The following is a 16,902-nucleotide window of genomic DNA, read 5'->3' as shown; positions in this document are numbered from 1 at the left end:
CTTCTTTTGACGCGTTTTCTTTACGCGAATGAGTGGAGCAGATTTGACGTTCGCCCTCTACTTGCCACGAGGCTGTAATGCGAACGTCAAATCTTAAAGCTCCACTCAAGTCATAAATTTGCTAGTGGTCCCTTGATTTGAACGTTCGCAACAGTGGTTGCTGAGACGAGATGCGAACGTTCAAATCGGACCACTAGTAGCCACTTCGCTCGAAAACGCTACGGAGCTTATGTGGTCTGATCCTGCTTAAGCGCGCACGCGCGACAGCAGGATCAAGCCTGCCGAGAAGAACACCACCAGCGCGGCCATACCGGCTTTCTGGCTGGCCGTCACCGCGGTCACGATGCTGACAGCCAGCGGCGCCATGAACGACGTGACTTTGCCGGACAGCGCAAACAGGCCGAAATACTGGGTAATGCGGTCAGGAGGCGCGAGACGGATGAGCAGCGTGCGTGACGCCGCCTGCAATGGTCCCGCGGCCATGCCGATCAGAACGCCAAGGGCGAGATAGGCCTTCTCAGCAGGCGCCGCGAACAAGCCGCCGCCAGGCACTGGAGGCGCCACCTTGAAAACGAAGAACAACGTATCCCGATCGATCGACAGAATCGCGATGATCGCGGACAGCAAAATCAATAGGCTGCCTGCAATGACTTTCTTCGGCCCCAGGTGGTCGTCGAGCTTGCCGCCAAGCCACGCGCCAACGGTGCCGGAAAACGCCAGCAAAATTCCGAACGTCCCGATCTGGATGGTCTGCCAGCCGAACGTGCCTGCAGCATAAATGCCGCCGAAGGCGAACAACGCCACCAAAGCGTCGGTGTAAACCATGTTGGCGATCAGAAATGTCAACATTACCGGCTTGCTTGGAAGCGTCGACAGTGTTTCCCGCAGTTCGCGCAGCCCCTCGCGCACCGCGCCCAAGGCGGGCTTTTTGGCTGCGTGATCCGGCGTGAACAAAAACATCGGCAGCACAAAAATCATGAACCACAGACCGGTGAGAGGCCCGGTGATGCGGTCGCCTTCATGTGTCACCGGGTCCAGACCGAATAGCGGCTTGAAGCCGAACAACGTCCGGCCCGTGTCCGAACTCGCAGCGAGAAAACCCAGAACGAGAACGAGGCTGAGAATACCGCCGATATAGCCGGTGGCCCAACCTGTCCCCGATAGGCGCCCGATACGTTCCGGCGGCACAAGAGTCGGCATCATGGCATTGTTGAAGACGGTGGCGAACTCGACGCCGATCGTCGCGATTGCGAAAGCGATCAGCAGAGGAATGATGATGTCGGGATCATTCGGCTTTCCGATCCACATGATCGACGCCCCGATCACGAGCAAGGCACCAAAGACCGCGATCCACGGCTTGCGCCGTCCACCCGCGTCTGCAATCGCGCCGAGCACTGGCGACATCACCGCAATGACGAGCCCCGCCGCAGCCGTTGCGAACCCCCACATCGCCTGACCCGCTGCCGGCGAATTCGCCACGTGCGTTGCGAAGTAAGGCGCGAACACAAACGTCGTGATCAGGCTGAAATAGGGCTGCGCGGCCCAGTCGAAAAAAATCCAACCGACAACTGCCGACCGAGGGGGATACTCACGCGGCCGATTGCCGGCATGACTGTCATGCCCCGAAATGGTTGTCATTGAGCCCCTGCCATGTCTCGAACGTAATGTCTCTTTCCGCCGCGCGACCATATAGTGGTGCCGTTCAATTGCTAATCGAGTTTTTCCGCGATTACACGCCCCGGAGTCCGCATGTTCCGCTTCACCCGCCGCGACATATTCGCTCTCACGATCATTGGCCTGTGTTCTCCAGCGTTCGGACAGGACTCGCGGAACGGGTATTACACCAACCCCGCAATCGGAACTCTTCAGCCCATTGCCACGAAAAGCGGCATGGTCGTCGCTCAGGAGCGGATCGCCGCGGAAATCGGCCGTGATGTTCTGAGCCGTGGCGGCAACGCCGTCGATGCCGCCGTGGCCACAGGATTCGCGATGGCCGTGACTTATCCGCGTGCCGGAAATATCGGCGGCGGCGGCTTCATGATTGTTCACTTGGCGAACAGCGGCGAGAACATTGCGATCGATTACCGCGAGTGCGCACCGGGGGCCGCGACCCGCGATATGTTTCTTGGCAGCGATGGAAAGCCGGATCCAAAAAAATCTCGCGACCAGGCTCTCGGCATCGGTGTTCCCGGCACCGTTGCAGGTCTTGCGCTTGCGCTGGAGAAATACGGCTCCGGCAAATTCAAGCTTCCCGATCTGCTCGCGCCAGCCATCGCTTTAGCGCGCGACGGCTTCACGGTGGCGGATGATATGGCGGATACTTTGCCGGAGCTGTACGACCGTCTGAACCGCTGGCCATCGAGCCGAAAAGTCTACGCCCGGCCGGACGGCACCTCGCTGCAGCAGGGCGACAAACTCGTTCAGAAAGATCTCGCGGCAACGCTGGAGGCGATCTCCGCGCAGGGGCCGCGCGGCTTCTATGACGGGCCTGTTGCGGAAAAGCTCGTCTCGGGCATCCGCGATGCCGGAGGCATCATGACGCTCGATGACCTGAAGCGCTACGAGCCTGTTATCAGAGAGCCCGTGCGCGGCACCTATCGCGGTTTTGATATCGTCTCCATGCCGTTGCCGTCGTCTGGCGGCACCGTCCTTCTCGAATCCCTGAACATTCTCGAAGGATACAAACTGCGTGAGATGAGTGCAGGTTCTGCTGATGCGCTGCATGTCACGATCGAGGCGATGAAGCGCGCTTACGCCGATCGCGCGCGCTATCTTGGCGATCCAGCTTTCGTCAATGCACCAATTTCACAGCTGCTTTCGAAAGATTATGCCGCGCGCCAGCGCGCGACTATCGACATGTCGAAGGCAACGCCTTGGAGCGAGACAAATGCTGTCTCTCCACGCGAGGGCACCAACACCACGCACTTCTCCGTCGTCGACCAATTCGGCAATGCGGTGAGCAACACCTACACCCTTAATTTCAGCTACGGCATCGGGCTGGTTGCCGACGGCACCGGTGTGCTGCTCAACAATGAAATGGACGATTTCACCGCGGCGCCCGGTGCATCCAACGCCTTTGGGTTGGTCGGTTATGAGGCCAACCTCCCCGGCCCCGGCAAGCGGCCATTGTCATCCATGACGCCAACCATCGTGCTCAAGGACGGCAAGGTCGTACTGGTGACCGGCTCGCCCGGCGGCAGCCGGATTATCTCCGCCGTCCTGCAGGTCATCATCAACACGCTGGATTTCGACATGAACGTCGCGGCCGCTGTCGCTGCGCCGCGTGTGCATCATCAATGGCTCCCAGATGAAGTCCGCGTCGAACACGGCATTCCGGAGGACGTGATTGCCGCATTACGAGGCAAAGGGCACCGCGTGGTGGCCCCTCTGGGGCAAACCTCCGCCAATTCCATCGCCGTCACCCCCACCGGCTTGCTTGGAGCGCCTGATCCGCGTACCCGTGGAGCATTCGCAGCCGGGAACTAGAGATATTAGCGTCCCGACTGGGTTTGAGTGATGACAGACCCGACGATTGGCGTAGATTTATTTCACTGCTTTCAATCAGCCCTGTGACGCACGCGGGGCTCGGGACGACAGCCGTTAAACTTGGGGGAATATTTTATGAGCACATCATCGCAGGATGCGATCGAAGTCGCCAAAATTGAAGACACCAGCCTTCTCGCATTCTACCGCGACATGAACGTGCCGGAGCGGCGCACGTTCTGGGCTTGCGCATCGGGGTGGGCACTCGATGGCATGGATTTCATGATCTATCCGCTCGTCATCGGCACGATTATCGCGTTGTGGAAAGTCGACCCCGGCACGGCGGGCCTTGCAGGTACTGTCACGCTTCTGGCATCGGCGATCGGCGGTTGGCTGGCCGGTTATCTTGCGGACCGCATCGGCCGCGTGATGACTTTGCAGCTGACCATTCTGTGGTTCTCGTTCTTTTCGCTGGTTTGCGCGTTCGTGCAGAATTTCGACCAGCTTCTGATTGCCCGTGCACTGCTTGGCCTGGGCTTCGGCGGTGAGTGGGCGGCCGGTGCCGTGCTGATGGGTGAAGCCATCCGCGCGCAGTATCGCGGACGCGCAGTCGGTTCGGTGCAAGCCGGATGGGCCGTTGGCTGGGGCCTCGCGGTCCTTTCACAGGCCGTCTTGTTCTCCATCCTGCCACCTGAGACCGCCTGGCGCTGGATGTTTGCTGTGGGCGCATTGCCGGCACTGATGGTGTTCTTCCTGCGCCGCTATGTCGAGGAGCCGAAGATTGCCGCTGAGACGCGCGCAAAGCAGGCTGTAACCGGTGATCGTCCTCAGCTCTGGGAAATCTTCTCGGGTCCGATCGCGAAGACCACGATTCTGGCGTCGCTTGCCGCCACTGGCTGTCAAGGTGGCTACTACGCGATCACCTTCTGGGTGCCGCGCTTCCTGACCACCGAGCGCCACCTCTCGATCGTGAGCTCCACCGGATATCTTGCGGCGCTGATCATTGGCTCGTTCATCGGTTACCTCGTGGGCGCCTGGCTCGCCGACCGCATCGGCCGTCGTAACCTGTTCCTGACCTTTTCGCTCGGCGCGATCGCTCTGATCCTTGTGTACACGCAGGTGCCGCTGAGCAATCAGATCCTCTGGGTGCTTGGCTTCCCGTTGGGCTTCTTTGCATCGGGGTATTTCTCCGGCATGGGCGCGTTCTTGACCGAGCTCTATCCAACCCGCCTGCGCGGATCGGGACAGGGCTTCTGCTACAACTTCGGTCGCGGCATCGGCGCACTGTTCCCATTCCTGGTCGGCTGGCTTTCGCAAACCACCACGCTTGGCAACGCCATCTGCATCTTCGCGGTGCTGGCTTACGGATTGTTCTTCATCGCGGCTTACGCGCTGCCCGAAACTCGCGGCAGGATTCTTCACGCGGATACCTGATATGACTGATTCGACTCACAAGGAGGCCCCGGCATGTCCGGGGCCTCTGCCTTCACAACACAAGGCCACGCGCTTCAGCGTGCCTCCCGGCGCCGTTGATACACACTGCCACGTGATCGGTTTGCCACCGGCTTATCCCTTCATGCCGGATCGCGCTTACACCCCGCCGGAAGCCACCGCGCGCGATTATCTCGCCATGCTGGACGCCATGGGCATGACCTACGGCGTGCTGACGCAAGTCAGCGTTCACGGCACCGATAACCGCTTGATGGTTGAGACGCTGCACGCGAACCGCGAGCGCCTGCGTGGCATTGCCGTGATCCCGCTTGACTGCCCCGAGCGCGAACGCGCCGCCCTGAAAGATGCAGGTGTCGTCGGCCTGCGCATGAATGTGCTCTACGCCGGTGGTGGCGTTAATTTCGCGCAGATCGAAAGTTATGCCGCGCTGTGCCGCGAAATGGGATGGCATCTGCAATTCCTGCTCGACGCGCGGCAATTGCCCGAACTGGCACCTCGGCTGTCGAAGCTGCCGGTGCAGTTTCTGATCGATCACGTCGGGCATTTCCCGACCTCGGCCGGTGTCGATCACGAAGGCTTCAAAACCCTGGTGTCGCTGGTGCGTGATGGCGCGTGGGTGCGGTTGTCCGGCGCGTATCGCAACACGGTCGAAGGCCCGCCCTATCGCGACACGATTCCGTTCGCGCAGAAGGTGGTCGAAGCCGCCCCCGAGCGTTGCGTGTGGGGATCAGACTGGCCGCACGTCGCCAATTGGGGCGTGATGATGAGCGTTGCGGATCTGCTCGATCTGCTCGCTGACTGGGTGCCGGACGAAAAACTCCGCAACCGCATCCTTACCGACAATCCGCAACGGCTGTTTGGATTCCCCGCCGTTGCATGAGATCTTCAGCGCGTCGCAAGTGACTTGCGGTGCGCTGAACCGATCTACTTCGCAAGTTGATAGGGCCCGCCCTTTTCCAAGGCCCGCTGATAAGCCGGGAGCGCATGAATGCGCTTCAACCATGCCATCGCCTTCGGATAATTCGCTTCCAGTCCGGCGCGGGCCGCCGCGGCCTCCAGCGGAAAGCTCATCTGGATATCAGCCGCGCTGAATTCGTCGCCTGCGAACCACTCGCTTTTCGTCAGCTCACTTTCCCAGAAAGTCATGTGCTGTTCGAGCTGCGGAGTAACAAGTTTCGCCAGCATCTGATTGAACACCGGCGTCACCAGCGGACGTAACAAAAGCGGCGCGCGTTTGGGCGCCAACGTGAACAGCAGCTTCTGCAGCAGCAACGGCATCGCCGAACCTTCCGCATAGTGCAGCCAGTACGTATAGCGCAGCCGCTCAGGCGTTTTTGGCGCGGGCACCAGCCGGCCGCCACCATAGGTATCGACGAGATATTCGATAATCGCGCCCGATTCCGCGATGGTATGGCCGTTATCCGTGATCACCGGCGACTTGCCCAAGGGATGGATGGCCCGCAGTTCTTTTGGCGCTAGCATCGAGGGCAGCCGCTGGTAGCGGACGATGTCGTAGGGCACGCCGAGTTCTTCCAGCAGCCAGAGCACACGCTGTGAACGAGAATTGTTGAGGTGATGAACCGTCAGCATAACGTGCTCCCGCGCTTGAGACCCTCATCGGATGTGCCTTTTGTCAGGACAAATGTCGAGGGACCGATCCAAGCCAACGTCGGGAGCGTTTTAGCTCGTCCAACCTTGCGCCGAATTTGCCCGCCGATCATTGACAGTTCTAAAATAGAACTTTAGTTTGGTGTTAGGATTGAGATGGCGCCGAACGGCGCGGGTCGTGCTGCGCTCGCCTGCTGATCGGTGAGGCGATGTGGCCCAGCGCAGCGGAAACAACGCCGATGCCGCGACCTTTGGCGATTCGACGAGGAGACAACCTTGACCAAGAGAAATGCGACTGTCGCAGTGATTGGCGCCGGCGACTACATCGGCAGTGAAATCGCCAAGAAGTTCGCCTCGGAAGGCTTCACGATTTTTGCTGGGCGCCGAAACGGCGATAAACTCGCGCCGCTGGTGAAGGAGATCGAAGATGCCGGAGGCGAAATCCACGGCCGGTCCCTCGATGCGCGCAAAGAAGAGGAAATTATCTCTTTCCTCAACGACGCCGACAAGCACGCGCCGCTGGAAGTCTGCATCTTCAATATCGGCGCCAACGTCAACTTCCCGATTCTCGACACCACCGAGCGTGTGTTTCGAAAGGTGTGGGAAATGGCTTGCTACTCGGGCTTTCTCGCCGGGCGTGAGGCTGCCCGACTGATGCTACCGCGCGGCCAGGGAAATATCTTTTTCACTGGCGCAACAGCCAGTCTGCGTGGCGGTCCCGGCTATGCAGCGTTTGCCAGTGCCAAATTCGGACTTCGCGCCGTGGCACAGTCAATCGCGCGCGAGCTTGGGCCGAAGAACATTCACGTCGCTCACCTGATCATCGATTCCGGCGTCAACACCGAATGGGTTCGCCAGCGCCGCGTCGAGGCGTTTGGGGCGAATGCGCTCGATAATCCCGACCTGCTGATGCCGCCGGCCTCCGTCGCTGAATCCTATTGGCAGCTTTACAAGCAGCCGCGCAGCGCCTGGACGTTCGAAATGGAAATCCGGCCTTTCGGCGAGAAATGGTAACTCGTGCATAACTGACACGCACGCTTTTGAACGATCCACGCCTTGCAACGGCGGGGCTGTTCGGGTCAGGATCGCGTTCTCAATTTCCAAAAAGAAGTGAACAAAAACATGCGTATTCTGGTGATCGGTGCCGGCGCGACGGGCGGCTATTTTGGCGGCAGGTTGTTGCAGGCGGGACGCGATGTGACATTCCTCGTGCGGCCCAAGCGCGCCGAGCTCATGGCGAAGAATGGCCTCGTTATTAAAAGCCCTCTCGGGGATGTGACCCTGCCGAACCCTCCGACCGTTCTGGCAGAGAACCTCAAGACACCATTCGATGTCATCATCTTGAGCTGCAAAGCTTATGACCTCGACAACGCCGTCGCCTCTTTCGCTCCGGCGGTCGGCCCGAATACGGCGATCATTCCATTTCTCAACGGCATGAAGCATCTCGACGTGCTGGATGCCAAATTCGGCGCCGATCGCGTGATGGGCGGGCAGTGCCAAATCGCCGCGACGCTCGATCCGCAAGGCGCGATCCTGCAGCTAACGCCAATGCATTCCATGTCGTTCGGCGAGCGCGGAACGCCGATAGGCGACCGCGCCAAGCGTATCGAGTCCATCCTGCAGGGCGCGATGTTCGATGCCAAAGCCAGCGATGTCATCGTGCAGGAGATGTGGGAGAAGTGGGTTTTCCTCGCGACGCTCGCCGGCAGCACATCACTGATGCGGGCCGCGGCCGGGCATATCACCGCAGCGCCCGGTGGCGCTGACTTCATTCGCGGGGTGCGCGCTGAAATCGCCTCTATTGCGGACGCGGCCGGTCACGCGCCGCGCGCTGCGTTTATCGAACGCACCGATGGTATGTTGTTCGCGCCAGGTTCACAGATCACGGCATCGATGCTGCGTGACATTCGCAACAACGCCCGGATCGAGGCCGACCAGATCATCGGAGACCTGATCCATCGTGCCGAGACCCACAAGAAGGGTGCACTTCAAGTGCCGCTTCTGCGTATCATCTACATCCATCTCAAAGCTTACGAGTCTCAACTGTCGCAAGCCTAATTTTGTGACGCTACGTCCAGGCAGGCGCGCTTCGTCAGGGGCGCGCCGCACCGGGTTGTTTTCCCTCCGCCTTACTGTTCTGCGCCGCTTCCCAGGCGCGGAATTGCTGAAACAGCGCCTCTTTGTCCGCCGCAGATGACGGTGCTTCGCCGGCCCGCTGATTCTCCGTCAGGAACTGTTCGAACTTGGCCCGGGATTGCTGCGCGCCGCTGTTCTGCTCGAGCCATCGCTGAGCGGGAGGAAATCGCTCCCACCCCCGCAGTGGCGCCGACAACGACACCTCTTTCCATTTCGGATGGAATGGCGGCCGTTGAAAGTTGGGAAACTCTTTGAAAAACGCATCGACAAACAGTGAAAGCCTTCGATAGCGCTCCGTCTTCGGGGCCCAGTTATAGGCAGCGAGAACCGCTGGCACCGCGATGGTATCTATCCGGTCTTGCTGGCCGATCAGATTGGGATAGTCCTTCGCCGTCAGCTCCGCGGGGAAATAATCCGACTGAAGCGGCTGGGCATAGTCAACCGGCACGAGGTGTAGGTTATCGTCCTTGATCTGGCTGATAAACTTGGAAGGCTTGCCCTGAACGGCAATGACCGCGTCGACCTCACCTTTCTTCATCCTCTCGAACGCGATCCGCTGCTCCACATAGACGAATTTGGGCTTGATCCCGAGCCGTTCAAACACGATGAGCGAGGTGACAAACGTTCCGCCATTGGGCAGATCGACACTCACGACCTTTCCATCAAGATCTTTCAGACTGCGGATCGATTTCGGAGCAATGATGTGCATCTCTTCGTTGTACAGCTTGGTGATGTAGGTGAATTGCCCCTTGATATTTTTCGCGTATCCATTTTTTTCGAGATAATCGAGCGTGTCTGCGCGAACAATGCCGAGATCGACGCCGCGCAAATAGAGAATATCCGCTACGCTTTGAACTGACCCGCGGCCCACAATCGGAAGCACGCGCAGATTATCGCCATTATCGAGCACCGACGCGAGATCAGCACCGAATTGAACATACGTGCCGCCAATCGTTCCAGAGATCAGCGTCAAAGTATTGGCATTGAGTTTGTCTTTTGGGCCGCTGGACGATCCGCTCCCGTATTGAAAAATCGCCTTGAGCCCTTCGCTGACTTTCCCGGGATCGTATTCCGGATCTTGAGCCCTTGCGGCAGCGATCATGGTCAATAGGGCGAACGTGACTATCTCGATGTGTCGGAGCAACCGTCGCATGGTCATCCCATATCCTCGTCATCTGAGGTTACGCCAAACTCACTTCCTCACTTCGGCAATTGCTCGAGTCGCCGCTGCGCATCTGGAGAGCCAAACTCCTTGGCTTTTTCGTACCAGCTCCGCGCCATCGCCGGGTCGGGCGCAATGCCATACGCCTTCACGCGACCGAGGACGGCGGGGTCGTAAGTCCCGGCCAATGCAAACGCGGCCTGGGGTTCGCGTGCATCGGCGGCTCTCCGTAGCAACAGACGAGCAGACGCAATATCGCCCACGTCGATCAATTCCCGCCCCCTTTTCAGCAGGTTTGCGAGCTCGGCTTGATCGATCCGCCGCGGCAGATCCGCAGCAGTTGGCGGAGCCGGCGCTCGCTCTTCGGATCTATCCGTCTGCAATTTCACATCGTGTGTAGCGATCCCAACAGTGTTGCCCTGCGCCATGCGGCTCAATGAACCGAGACCAGATGTTTCCGGTTTGCTTTCCGGCTGAGTTGGAGGAGAAATCGCCGCAAAGGTTTGATCAAAGCTGATCGCGGCCTGCTTTGGCGCAGTTGCGGCCTGCGCCACTTGCTTCATTCCCATCACTTCAGAGCGCAGGCTGTTGAAAGACGCCCCGCCAAAAAACAAAGCTGCGCCGAAAATCGCGGTGATCGCAAATGCCGCGGTTACAGCCCACGCGGCGTACCGGAAAAAGCCGGGTCTTGCGAAGTCGGTTGGGGCTTCCTGCACTTCCGGCTCAAACCAATGCGCGGGCGGATCGGCTGTTCGAAAATCCTGTCTGCTTTCGTTCTGATGCGCAGGTTCTCGTTGCTTGAAATGAAATCCATCGTCATCCGCGGCACCGTCGCGCTCAAGAAACAACGGCATTCGATCGTGCGGATCGTCCGCAACTGCGCGAGCCTGCGATGTCGATGATCGCACGCGGGTGGGGGGAGCATAGGCGAGCAGCTCTGACAGGGGCGCGATGACAGCGTCATCGAGATTTTCTGGCGCGGCGGAGTCCGCGCGTGCCTGGTTCTGCAGGAGTGGATCTACTTGCGGAACTGCTCTTGCTTTGTTGCCCATCGTGTCGTGCCTCGTCGAAAATCCGCCTTAAGGCAAAACTTCGCTTCTCAGGCGTCGACCGTGGGCTCCGGAACGTAGGGTACTTCGGCAAAAATCACACGCGCCGGGACAACGCACCAACGTCTGCACTTCACGTATTCATAAAGGCTCGCAGGTGATTAAGACGAAAAAGCGGCTTAACTTGCCAAACCATCGCCGTGTTAAGGAAGCCGTAAATTCGAGGTATCAGCGTATCTCGTTTCCGTGCGACTAGGCCCAACATCGGCTGACCGGATTGAACCTCTACAGCCGTTATAACCACCTATGAACTGTAACGGATGATCTGCCATGGAGGTATACCAATGAGGATTGCATCAGCCATTTGGGTGATGGCCTTGCTCGCAACCATGGCCAGCACGCAGGCCCATGCGGCTTCGAGCTACAACACCAGTTATAAAAAGCACGAGTATCCCGTTATCGGTGGCGGACGGGCGCCCAATCATCGGCTGGCTATAGCTGCGCATGGCGAGGGTGATGACGGCTATGACAACTTCCACCTTTATCTGATGAGAGATCATCAGATCATCCAATCGCTTCCGGCGATCGAATCTAAGGATATTCTGGATACGGCTCCTAAGGACTATGACGCCGCCTGGTCTCCCGATTCGCGCCGCGTGATCGTGACATATCGCCGCGACCGGCATAGCCTTGAGTTGCGACTTTACGACGTTCGGGGACGCCAGGTCCGACGTATCCCGATGCCCGACCCAGTCGAACGATTTATTGAGCAGTCGAAAGACGATCCCCAAAACTTACGCGCGCGCAACATCAGCATATCATGGCTCAGTCCAACGCGATTCCGCTTAAAGCAGCAGAGCGTCTATGTCATGCCATCGCGCGAGCTGGCGAATGCACTTGGCCCTCTCGGGCGCGCTGAAGTGGACCCCCAAACCCAGACCACTGACAGTGACGGCAAACCGGTCACCTGGTTCAGGGTGAACGCCTCGTTGAATGTGGTCTACGATGTCCGCAATGGCTCTCATCCGCAAATTATCTCGATGAAACCAGGCGATTTCGATGACCTCTGATCGTCGGTGCAAATAAAAAAGCCGGACCACTCGGGTCCGGCTGGTCGCCCGCGGTCAATTCAGAGCAAGCGGCTTTTCTTCATCAAGGAATCCCATCAATTCCCGGAAGAATTGCATGCGATTCTTTTCCATCATGATCGTATGCGTGCCTTCGCTCAGTTCGACCAAGCGCTTGTAGGGCGCATTCTTCAGCTGAGTGAAATAAGCATAGGCCAGATAGCTCGGCAGATCGGCATCCCACTCTGCATGGAGAATGAACGTCGGCACGGTGATCTTGCCTGGATCGTAGAGCGCCTTGCCCACATTCCAGTAATTGTTGCTGTCCTCCACGACGCCGTTCGGCGCCCGCAGCATCGGCGGACTCTGCTTCGATGCTTCCGGATCGGTCGCCCAGGTCGAGTCCGCCCAAGCTTCGAACACGCCAGGCGGAATAAGATCAGCCTTCTTGTTCTCAGGCACGTCCTTCAGCCAGCGCTCCTTGGCCGAGTCTTTTGAGACAAGACGATAGGCACCAAGCTGCGGCGGGGTCGCAGTGGATGGGTCTTTCTTGATCCATTGCGGCGCGTAGAGCACGAGCCGATTCACCTTGGCGTTGTTCTCGCTGGTGTAGAGACCAACGGTGGACGTGCCCCACGACCACCCCATGACGTTGATCTTGGAGACGCCGCGCTTCTTGAGGATGTAATCGACGGCTGCGCCGTAATCGCGGGCGGCCACACTGGTCTGCACGATGGGTTTATTGGCTGACGGCGGCTGGCTCATTTCCGGGGGGCGCGTGGAGCGGCCATAGCCGCGCACGTCGACGAGCCAGACGTCGTAGCCACGCTCCGCAATGAGATCCATCATCGACTTGCCGCCAATCGGCAGATCAAACGCGGTTTCCGACGGATAGGTCGCGCCGTGCACATAGAGTAAAATCTTTTCCGCGGGGAAGTTGGTCTTGCCCGCCGGATGCTTGTTGCGAACGAACAGCTGAATTCCCGCATCCGCAGACGGAATCATCGCGTCGGTCTTTTCCAGTTTGACGCTTTTCGCCTGCGCACCGGCGCTGGCGAACACCGCACCCACCGCAAGGCACGCCACGGATACCCGCAAAAATCTCATGATCATCAAAGCCCTCCCAGGGACACACACTTTGTATTTTGAAACCAGACGTCCGGTGCTCAGCGCCGGACGCTGGATGTTAGGCAGGTTCCCTGTTGATGGGTAGCCACGCGGGGAGAAGGGCTGACATCCTAATTTCAGCCGGCAAATTCTTGTGAAGTGGATAGCCAAACAGCCAGAAATGACAAAGCCGCCCTGCGGCGGCTTGTCATCATTTCGTGTTCGATTGTGTGAAATCTTACACAGCCAAGAATTTCTGGAGCGGGCGAAGGGATTCGAACCCTCGACCCCGACCTTGGCAAGGTCGTGCTCTACCCCTGAGCTACACCCGCATCGCAGAGATTGGCGGGGCGCGAGCGCGCCGCCGGGCGAACCTATGCCAAAAGCAGACGCGCAATGCAACAGGCTAAGGTCGTCATTTTTCTGGGATTAGTTCCCGGGAGACCCCGATAGCCACCTTTTCAATGATTTCAGGGGGATTCCTGGCGATTGAAAATCAACAGCAAGACCGCCATCTATGGCTGCGGTCGTGCTAGAACGGCTTTTTCCAGAATAATACGGCAGGCGAGGGATCACGTGACGATAATTGAGCAAGGCAACGGAGCTGCAGCGGGAACGCCGGCCGACCTTATCAAGGACACGACCACCCAGACGTTTGTTAAGGACGTTATTGAAGAATCGAAACGCCAGCCGGTTTTGATCGATTTTTGGGCGCCCTGGTGTGGGCCCTGCAAGCAGTTGACCCCAACCCTGGAAAAGGTCGTTCGCGCCGCCAAGGGCAAGGTCAAGCTGGTCAAAATGAACATCGACGAGCATCCGGCCATTCCGGGGCAGATGGGTATCCAGTCGATTCCCGCCGTCATCGCATTCGTCAATGGCCAGCCGGCCGACGGATTTATGGGCGCGGTGCCCGAGAGCCAGGTGACGGCCTTCATCGACAAGCTGACCCAGGGCATGCCCTCGACCGGAAGCGTTGCTGATTTGCTCGCGGAAGCCGATGCGATCCTCGCCGAAGGCGATGCTCCGACCGCTGCATCTGTGTATGCGCAGGTCTTGAGCGAGGATGCTTCCAACATTCCAGCCATCGCAGGTCTTGCGCGGTGCTACGTGGTTGCGGGCGCTCTCGATCAAGCCAAGCAGACGCTCGGCATGGTCCCGGACTCCAAGCGCAACGATGCTGCGATATCCGCCGTGCAGACCATGCTCGATCTTGCCGAGCAGGCCAAGGCTGTGGGACCGGTGACGGATCTCGAGCAGAAAGTCGCCGCAAATCCAGTGGATCATCAAGCCCGCTTCGACCTTGCGGTGGCACTCAATGCCGCCGGTAAGCGGATCGAGGCGGCTAATCACCTGATGGAAATCGTCAAACGTGATCGCAAATGGGACGATGACGGTGCACGCAAGAAATTGGTGCAGTTCTTTGAGGCTTGGGGCCCGGCGGACGATGCCACCGTGGATGGACGCAAGCGTCTCTCGACGATTCTTTTCTCCTGACGACTTTTCGTCCGGCTCTCATACCGTGAGGGAAGCGAATGCCGATCAACGCCGAATATAGCGGGCCGGCTGACCTTCCGGAAATTATCCCGGTGTTTCCGCTCGCGGGCGCGCTGCTCTTGCCGCGTGGCCAGATGCCGCTGAATATTTTCGAACCGCGCTACCTGCAAATGGTGGACGACTCACTCCGCGACGGACACCGGCTGATCGGCATGATCCAGCCGGATGTCGCCCATTCCAACGACAGCGACCATCCGTCGCTGTTTAAAGTCGGATGCGTTGGAAGGATGACCCAACTCGCCGAGTCCGGTGATGGCCGCTACATTCTTGAATTGACCGGCGTGTCGCGCTTCAAGATCACCGAGGAAATGTCGGTGTCCACGCTTTATCGCCAATGCCGTGTGGATTATTTCCCCTTCATCGACGATTTCACTGCCCGTAAAGGGGAAGAAGACGTTAATCGCCAAGCCCTGCTGCACGCGCTGACAAATTTTTTGAAAGCGAATCGCCTCAAGGTCGACTGGGAGGGCATCGAGAGTGCCCCCAACGAAGCACTGGTCAATGCATTGGCCATGATGTCTCCCTATGGCCCGGCGGAAAAACAGGCGCTGCTTGAAGCGCCGAATCTCAAGACTCGCGCGGAAATCCTTATCGCCGTGACGGAGATGGATCTGGCAAAGAAGAAGACGTCAGGCGATCCACCGCTGCAGTGACGCAAGCCGGCGACGTGCTATGATCCGGCGAATCCATTTTCGTACCGGAGCCCTGCCAAGATGACCACAGCGAACGATCGCCCTGAAGGCGCCGTCGATCCGAAGCTTCTGGAAATCCTGGTTTGCCCGCAGACCAAAGGGCCGCTGGAATTCGACAGTGCGCGGCAGGAGTTGATCTCCCGCTCAGCCAAGCTCGCTTACCCGATCCGCGACGGCATCCCGATCATGCTGCCGGAAGAAGCGCGGCGCATCGACTAAAGTTCCTCGCCGCGCAGCAGCCGCGGCACCTCGCCCGACAACCCAGCCGCCTGTCGAATGAATGCGCCCTTCAATGGCGGCAGGCGATCAACCAGGCCAAGCCCGATATCACGCACCGTGCGCAGCAGTGTCGAGTGATTCGAGAACAGCATATTGAGCGAGTTGGTCGCGACACCCATCGCGACCGTGTCGAAACGCCGCCATCGCTGATAGCGCTCCAGCACATCAGTCTGCCCAGGATCGAGGCCGAGCCGCGCCGCATCGACGATCACCTCGGCCAATGCTGCCGCATCCTTGAGACCCATGTTGAGCCCCTGCCCCGCAATGGGGTGGATGACATGCGCGGCATCGCCAACAAGTGCCAGGCGCTCGCTGATGAAAGAACGCGCGACGAAATAGCCAAGCGGAAATGCGCGCGGCTTATCGAGCGGTTGCAGCTCTCCGAGGTGCAGTCCAAACCGGGTTTCAAGCTCACGCTTGAAATCATCCGCAGGCAAATCGACGATGCGCATGGCCTCGCGCCGGCTTTCGGTCCACACCAGCGAAGAGCATTTTCCCTTGAGCGGCAGAATTGCAAACGGTCCCGCCGGCAGGAAGTGTTCCTCGGCGCGGCCATGATGATCACGCTCGTGTCCGACGGTGACGACGATGCCTGATTGATCGTAGTCCCAGCCGTGGGTCACGATGCCCGCACGCTCGCGCAATTTCGAACGAGCGCCATCGGCCGCAATCAGCAGGCTTGCTTCGATCTCCCGGCCGTCACTCAACGTCACCTTGGTGCTTTCAGGACGCGATGCATAGGTCGACACTGCCGTCGCCGTGAGCTCGATGCCCTCGGCTTCTGCCCGCTTCACCAGCGCATCGATCAGAAGACGATTTTCGACCATATGCGCGAAGGGTTCGCCGGGTTCGACGTCACCCGTGAAAGTGAGAAAGGTCGGACGCGTCGCATCTTCAAGCTTGCTGTCAGTCACCACCATGTCGAGGATCGGCTGCGCATCGGCCGCAACGTCTCCCCACACACCGATTGTTTGAAACAACCTGCGGCATGCGGCCACAATGGCCGAGGCGCGGGGATCGCGGCTTGGACGCGTGGCGAAAGCCGGATCAGCCACCACGACCGGAATTTCCGGCCCGAGCCCCTGACGGATCGCCAGCGCGAGCCCAAGACCGGCAAACGCGCCCCCTCCGATCACGATACTTCGTTGTGACGACATGATATTTTGCTACCTTTTAGTGTGGCGTCTCGCAATTGCCGACCACTCTTGCGGCTCGTCTCTTATCGGCAATTGCGAGACAGAAGCCACACTAACATTTTTGATTTAGCTAGTGTCCTTTCGTCTCCGAATAACCGTGCGAGCGCGCCGCAAATG

Annotated in this window: 15 protein-coding genes and 1 tRNA gene; 9 read left to right on the top strand and 7 right to left on the bottom strand. The window is 59.0% G+C overall.

What is annotated here, in order from left to right; genetic code table 11:
• Positions 1 to 246: 246 nt before the first annotated feature.
• Entirely contained in the window at positions 247 to 1,638 is a 1,392-nt protein-coding gene (locus ACZ5C3_RS01045) for an MFS transporter (RefSeq protein ID WP_464034606.1), read from the bottom strand.
• A gap of 111 nt (positions 1,639 to 1,749) precedes the next feature.
• On the opposite strand from ACZ5C3_RS01045, the gene ggt reads away from it, so the two are divergent.
• The 3 genes from ggt to ACZ5C3_RS01030 all read left to right on the top strand — a co-directional run bounded on the left by ggt (position 1,750) and on the right by ACZ5C3_RS01030 (position 5,815).
• Positions 1,750 to 3,486 carry a gamma-glutamyltransferase gene (ggt, locus tag ACZ5C3_RS01040; protein ID WP_464044441.1) on the top strand — a complete coding sequence of 579 codons (1,737 nt, stop codon included), beginning with the start codon at positions 1,750 to 1,752 and terminating at the stop codon, positions 3,484 to 3,486.
• A 135-nt stretch (positions 3,487 to 3,621) separates the two neighbouring features.
• On the top strand, positions 3,622 to 4,917 hold the full coding sequence (locus ACZ5C3_RS01035; RefSeq protein WP_464034604.1) for an MFS transporter: 1,296 nt from the start codon (positions 3,622 to 3,624) through the stop codon (positions 4,915 to 4,917).
• Position 4,918: 1 nt separating this feature from the next.
• Complete coding sequence (locus ACZ5C3_RS01030) at positions 4,919 to 5,815, top strand: amidohydrolase family protein (RefSeq protein ID WP_464034602.1); 897 nt, start codon at positions 4,919 to 4,921, stop codon at positions 5,813 to 5,815.
• A 44-nt stretch (positions 5,816 to 5,859) separates the two neighbouring features.
• Here ACZ5C3_RS01030 and ACZ5C3_RS01025 read toward each other — a convergent pair whose 3' ends face one another.
• Entirely contained in the window at positions 5,860 to 6,525 is a 666-nt protein-coding gene (locus ACZ5C3_RS01025; RefSeq protein WP_464044440.1) for a glutathione S-transferase family protein, read from the bottom strand.
• Positions 6,526 to 6,819: 294 nt separating this feature from the next.
• Between ACZ5C3_RS01025 and ACZ5C3_RS01020 the strand changes: the two genes are divergently transcribed.
• Together ACZ5C3_RS01020 and panE are read left to right on the top strand one after the other, a co-directional pair.
• On the top strand, positions 6,820 to 7,557 hold the full coding sequence (locus ACZ5C3_RS01020; protein ID WP_464034600.1) for an SDR family oxidoreductase: 738 nt from the start codon (positions 6,820 to 6,822) through the stop codon (positions 7,555 to 7,557).
• A gap of 108 nt (positions 7,558 to 7,665) precedes the next feature.
• Positions 7,666 to 8,601, top strand: coding sequence for a 2-dehydropantoate 2-reductase (panE, locus tag ACZ5C3_RS01015; RefSeq protein WP_464034598.1), 936 nt, complete (start codon positions 7,666 to 7,668; stop codon positions 8,599 to 8,601).
• A gap of 34 nt (positions 8,602 to 8,635) precedes the next feature.
• On the opposite strand, the gene ACZ5C3_RS01010 is transcribed toward panE, so the two are convergent.
• Positions 8,636 to 9,832, bottom strand: coding sequence for a TAXI family TRAP transporter solute-binding subunit (locus ACZ5C3_RS01010; RefSeq protein WP_464034596.1), 1,197 nt, complete (start codon positions 9,830 to 9,832; stop codon positions 8,636 to 8,638).
• Between the two features lie 47 nt (positions 9,833 to 9,879).
• Positions 9,880 to 10,893, bottom strand: a complete 1,014-nt coding sequence (locus ACZ5C3_RS01005) for a hypothetical protein (RefSeq protein WP_464034595.1) — start codon at positions 10,891 to 10,893, stop codon at positions 9,880 to 9,882.
• A gap of 341 nt (positions 10,894 to 11,234) precedes the next feature.
• Between ACZ5C3_RS01005 and ACZ5C3_RS01000 the strand changes: the two genes are divergently transcribed.
• Entirely contained in the window at positions 11,235 to 11,960 is a 726-nt protein-coding gene (locus ACZ5C3_RS01000; RefSeq protein WP_464034593.1) for a hypothetical protein, read from the top strand.
• Positions 11,961 to 12,014: 54 nt separating this feature from the next.
• Here the strand turns inward: ACZ5C3_RS01000 and ACZ5C3_RS00995 are convergent, their stop codons facing one another.
• Both ACZ5C3_RS00995 and ACZ5C3_RS00990 read right to left on the bottom strand, forming a co-directional pair.
• Positions 12,015 to 13,070, bottom strand: coding sequence for an alpha/beta hydrolase (locus ACZ5C3_RS00995; RefSeq protein WP_464034591.1), 1,056 nt, complete (start codon positions 13,068 to 13,070; stop codon positions 12,015 to 12,017).
• 251 nt (positions 13,071 to 13,321) lie between these two features.
• Positions 13,322 to 13,396, bottom strand: a tRNA-Gly gene (locus tag ACZ5C3_RS00990).
• A gap of 244 nt (positions 13,397 to 13,640) precedes the next feature.
• On the opposite strand from ACZ5C3_RS00990, the gene trxA reads away from it, so the two are divergent.
• The 3 genes from trxA to ACZ5C3_RS00975 are packed head-to-tail and all read left to right on the top strand — an operon-like array spanning position 13,641 to position 15,529.
• On the top strand, positions 13,641 to 14,558 hold the full coding sequence (trxA, locus tag ACZ5C3_RS00985; RefSeq protein WP_464034589.1) for a thioredoxin: 918 nt from the start codon (positions 13,641 to 13,643) through the stop codon (positions 14,556 to 14,558).
• 38 nt (positions 14,559 to 14,596) lie between these two features.
• Positions 14,597 to 15,271, top strand: coding sequence for an LON peptidase substrate-binding domain-containing protein (locus ACZ5C3_RS00980; protein WP_464034587.1), 675 nt, complete (start codon positions 14,597 to 14,599; stop codon positions 15,269 to 15,271).
• 60 nt (positions 15,272 to 15,331) lie between these two features.
• A complete protein-coding gene (locus ACZ5C3_RS00975; protein ID WP_424628825.1) occupies positions 15,332 to 15,529 on the top strand; it encodes a Trm112 family protein in 198 nt (65 codons plus the stop codon).
• Here the strand turns inward: ACZ5C3_RS00975 and ACZ5C3_RS00970 are convergent.
• Positions 15,526 to 16,746, bottom strand: a complete 1,221-nt coding sequence (locus ACZ5C3_RS00970) for a ubiquinone biosynthesis hydroxylase (protein WP_464034585.1) — start codon at positions 16,744 to 16,746, stop codon at positions 15,526 to 15,528. The genes ACZ5C3_RS00975 and ACZ5C3_RS00970 overlap by 4 nt on opposite strands.
• Positions 16,747 to 16,902 lie beyond the last annotated feature (156 nt).

It is taken from the genome of Afipia dichlorophenoxyacetatis (assembly GCF_055386385.1).
This window is presented reverse-complemented; position numbering and strand designations above follow the sequence as displayed.